Genomic DNA, 4,077 nt, shown 5'->3' on the forward strand with positions numbered 1-4,077 from the left:
TCACTTTTTATTATATCTTTGTCAAGTACACTGTACATAAGGGTTGATTTTGAAATGATTATGTTTTGCAACACAAATTTCGTCAACCCTTTTATATTTACAAAATAAGTTTAAATCACTTCATTATAAAGTTGTTGTGTGTGTTTTTATAATAATTAAATTTGTAAAAAAAATCTTTGAAAACTTTTCAATCTATCTACGACTTTCAACCCAAAAATAAAACCGTTTTAACGCTAGGCACTTTTGACGGGGTTCACATTGGTCATAAAAAAATTATTGAAAAACTAATTCAAAATTCCTCTTGGTGCGAATGCGAAAGTTTAGTACTCACCTTTTTTCCTCATCCAAGAATGGTGCTTCAGGATAATACCGAAATTAAACTCTTGAACACCATTGATGAACGCACCGAATTACTGCAAAAGTCCGGTTTAGATAATCTCATTATTCATCCTTTTGACCAGGCATTTTCAAGACTAACGGCAGAGGAATTTGTCTCTTCTATTTTGGTAGATCAATTTAATGTGAAGAAAATTATCATTGGCTACGACCATCGCTTTGGAAGAAACAGAACTGCTGATATTCATGATTTAATCGAATTTGGACAAAAATATGAATTTGAAGTGGAACAAATTTCGGCTCAGGAAATCGATGAAGTTTCGGTTAGCTCTACAAAAATTCGCAATGCTTTGACAGAAGGAAATGTAAAATTAGCCAACGATTATTTAGGATATAATTATCTTCTATCGGGTATCATTACAAAAGGAAAAGGAATTGGCAGAACATTAGACTTCCCAACGGCCAATCTTCAAATTCAGGAGACCTATAAATTAATCCCTAAAAACGGTGTTTATATTGTTCAAAGTCTGCTGGAAAACAAGTTAGTTTATGGTATGATGAACATCGGATTTAATCCAACCGTTAACGGAGAATCAAAATCAATCGAAATACACTTTTTTGATTATGAAGGCGATTTATACACTAAAAATATTCAAATTCAACTGGTAGACCGTATTCGAGATGAAGTAAAATTTGAAAATCTTGAAAAGTTAAAAGAACAACTTTACAAAGATAAGACTGTTGCTCTACACTATATAAAATCATTATAATGCTAAAAAAAGCTTTTGATCCGATTGATAATTCACCCTTGATTCTTTTCAGAATTACATTTGGGCTATTGATTGCGGCTGAAGCTATTGTTGCTATTTTTACCGGTTGGGTTAAAAAAAACTTGATAGATCCTACTATTCCAATTCCGCATATTGGCTTTGAATTTCTAGTTCCTCTGCCCGGCTATGGGATGTATTTTTATTACGCATTAATGGGTGTTTTGGGTATTTTTATTATGCTGGGATATAAATATCGCTTTTCTTTGGGTTCATTTACCTTATTGTGGATAGGTGTTTATTTAATGCAAAAAGCATCCTATAACAATCATTATTATTTACTTATTCTAGTGTGTTTGATCATGCTGTTTCTGCCTGCCAATCAATACGCTTCTTTCGATGCAAGAAAAAATCCAGCCTTAAAAAGTTTGACAATGCCTCGGTGGTGCTCTTGGGTGATGATTGTTCAAATGATGATTGTGTATTTTTTTGCCACTTTAGCCAAATTTTATCCCGATTGGTTGGATGGAACTTTTACCGGAATACTTTTCTCAAACTTATCTAATTTTCCAATAGTAGGTTCAATGTTTACAGAAAAATGGTTTCATCTATTTATTGCCTATGCCGGAATTTTCTTTGACGGGTTAATTATACCGGCACTACTGTGGAGAAAGACAAGAAATATTGCCCTGATAGGCAGTTTAATTTTTCACTTATTCAATTCTATTACATTACAAATTGGCATTTTCCCCTATTTTGCAATAAGTTTTATTGTGTTTTTTTATTCTCCGGAAACCATTCGAAATATTTTTTTCAAAAAAAAACCTCCACTTCAAGTAGAAGATTTAAACAAAAATTATTCGCTTTCACGCTCAATTACTTATTTTTTTATCCCATTTTTTATCGTTCAACTCATTCTCCCTGTTCGGCATTATTTTATCAAAGGTGATGTTCTGTGGACTGAGGAAGCCCATCGATTAAGTTGGCGAATGATGCTCAGACAAAAAATCGGAATTACAAATTTTAAGGTTATTGATAAAAAAACCAATGAAGAAATTCCTTGTAACCTTGTTGAAAAACTAACGCGTAAACAGCTAAGTTTAGTAACCAGTAAACCGGATGGAATGTGGCAAATGGCTCAACATATTAAAAAAGAGTTTGCAGAAAAAGGTATCGATGTCAGTGTTTTTATTGATTCAAAACTTTCCGTGAACAATAAACCTTATAAAACTTTTATTGACCCAACCATTGATTTTGCTCAAGCAGAATGGAATTATTTTGGGCACAATGATTGGATTTTGTTGTATGACAAAGAAGGAAATTTAATTGAAAAATAATTTTGTTGATTATTTCTTTAAAAATCTACACTTCTGCTTAGAATACATCTTGATAAAATAAGTATTTTTGACTTATAATATAAAACTATGAGCATCACTAAACACAATTGGACCAAAGAAGAAATTATTACAATAAATAACAAACCGATGATGGATTTACTTTTTGAAGCGGCCACCATTCACCGGGAACATCATGACCCAAATGTGGTTCAGGTTTCAACTTTACTCTCTATTAAAACCGGTGGTTGTCCGGAAGATTGTGGCTATTGTCCACAAGCTGCAAGGTATCACACCAACATTGAAGGAAACGATTTGATGAGTGTTCAACAAGTTAAAGCCCAGGCTTTACGTGCCAAATCTTCCGGCTCTTCCCGCGTATGTATGGGTGCAGCTTGGCGAAATGTGAAAGACGGACCTGAATTTGATCAGGTGTTGGAAATGGTTAGAACCATCAATAAATTGGATATGGAGGTTTGTTGCACCTTGGGTATGCTAACCGAAAACCAAGCCCAACGTTTGGCTGAAGCCGGATTATATGCCTACAACCACAACCTTGATACTTCGGAAGAATATTACAAAGAAGTCATTTCTACCAGAGGATTTGAAGATCGCTTAAAAACCATCGACAATGTTCGAAAAACGAATGTCACCGTTTGTAGTGGGGGAATCATTGGCATGGGTGAAAGCATCGAAGACAGAGCAGGGATGTTAGTTGCATTATCCACCTTAAATCCACAACCGGAATCAGTGCCAATTAATGCTTTGGTTGCTGTAGAAGGAACCCCATTGGAAGAACAAAACCCAATTGAAATTTGGGAAATGGTTCGCATGGTTGCTACGACACGCATAGTGATGCCTGAAACCCAAGTTCGTTTATCCGCAGGAAGAACTGAAATGAGCAGAGAGGGTCAAGCTTTATGTTTTTTTGCCGGAGCGAATTCTATTTTTGCCGGTGATAAATTATTAACTACTCCTAATCCTGATGTAAATGAAGACATGAAAATGTTTGATTTACTGGGATTAAAACCTCAAAAACCGTTCATTAAAATCATGCAGCCAACCACCGTCGAAGCGGAAGATTCAAAATTTCAATCGTTGGGTGAGAAACCGAAATGGTCTAGACCCGGACATACAATTGAACGTAATATAGAAGTTTCTTTAAAGGGAAAGTAATCAAATTGAAAAAATTATACATCAGGCTCTTGGCATATTTGTCAAGAGCTTTTTTTACTCAATTTATCTAAAAACCAATTACTAAGTATAAAAAAACCTCCGATTGCTCGGAGGTTTTAATTTAGTTAACTCAGTACCTTAGAACCTTAGTTCCTCAGTGATTTTGTTTTATTGTTTCACCACTCTCACGGTTCTCGTTTCTTCACCTTGTGTTACAATCACGTTGTAAACACCTGATGGGTAACGATCACCGAATTGGTAGTTACTTACATCTTGAGCTTTCACTTCTTTCACTTCTAAAAGTCTTCCTGTCATATCATAAACCGATAGGTTAACTGTTTCAGTATTTGAAGTTCTCACATCAATGGCAAAACTTGAAGTAAATGGGTTTGGATAAGCAATGGCTTTGAACTCATTTGAAGCACCCTCATCCATTCTTGTAACTTCATCTGTTCGTCCAACTC

4 protein-coding genes are annotated in these 4,077 nt (G+C 34.8%); 3 read left to right on the plus strand and 1 reads right to left on the minus strand.

What is annotated here, in order from left to right; translation table 11 throughout:
* Positions 1-176 precede the first annotated feature (176 nt).
* The 3 genes from ACIQ0M_RS15230 to bioB all read left to right on the plus strand — a co-directional run bounded on the left by ACIQ0M_RS15230 (position 177) and on the right by bioB (position 3,613).
* Complete coding sequence (locus tag ACIQ0M_RS15230) at positions 177-1,106, plus strand: bifunctional riboflavin kinase/FAD synthetase (protein WP_396153767.1); 930 nt, start codon at positions 177-179, stop codon at positions 1,104-1,106.
* Positions 1,106-2,440: an HTTM domain-containing protein gene (locus ACIQ0M_RS15235; protein ID WP_396153769.1), complete on the plus strand. Its 1,335-nt coding sequence runs from the start codon at positions 1,106-1,108 to the stop codon at positions 2,438-2,440. The genes ACIQ0M_RS15230 and ACIQ0M_RS15235 overlap by 1 nt, the downstream gene beginning before the upstream one ends.
* An 87-nt stretch (positions 2,441-2,527) precedes the next feature.
* Entirely contained in the window at positions 2,528-3,613 is a 1,086-nt protein-coding gene (gene bioB / locus ACIQ0M_RS15240; protein WP_396153771.1) for a biotin synthase BioB, read from the plus strand.
* 168 nt (positions 3,614-3,781) lie between these two features.
* Here bioB and ACIQ0M_RS15245 read toward each other — a convergent pair.
* Positions 3,782-4,077, minus strand: a 296-nt coding sequence (locus tag ACIQ0M_RS15245) for a T9SS type A sorting domain-containing protein (RefSeq protein WP_396153773.1), incomplete at its 5' end; no start/stop codon positions are given.

The organism is Flavobacterium sp., from assembly GCF_044339515.1.
GTDB lineage: Bacteria > Bacteroidota > Bacteroidia > Flavobacteriales > Flavobacteriaceae > Flavobacterium.

Bases quoted from the DNA above. Each gene is read 5' to 3' on its own strand.
- bioB (WP_396153771.1), top strand. From the start codon at position 2,528: ATGAGCATCACTAAACACAATTGGACCAAAGAAGAAATTATTACAATA.
- ACIQ0M_RS15235 (WP_396153769.1), top strand. From the start codon at position 1,106: ATGCTAAAAAAAGCTTTTGATCCGATTGATAATTCACCCTTGATTCTT.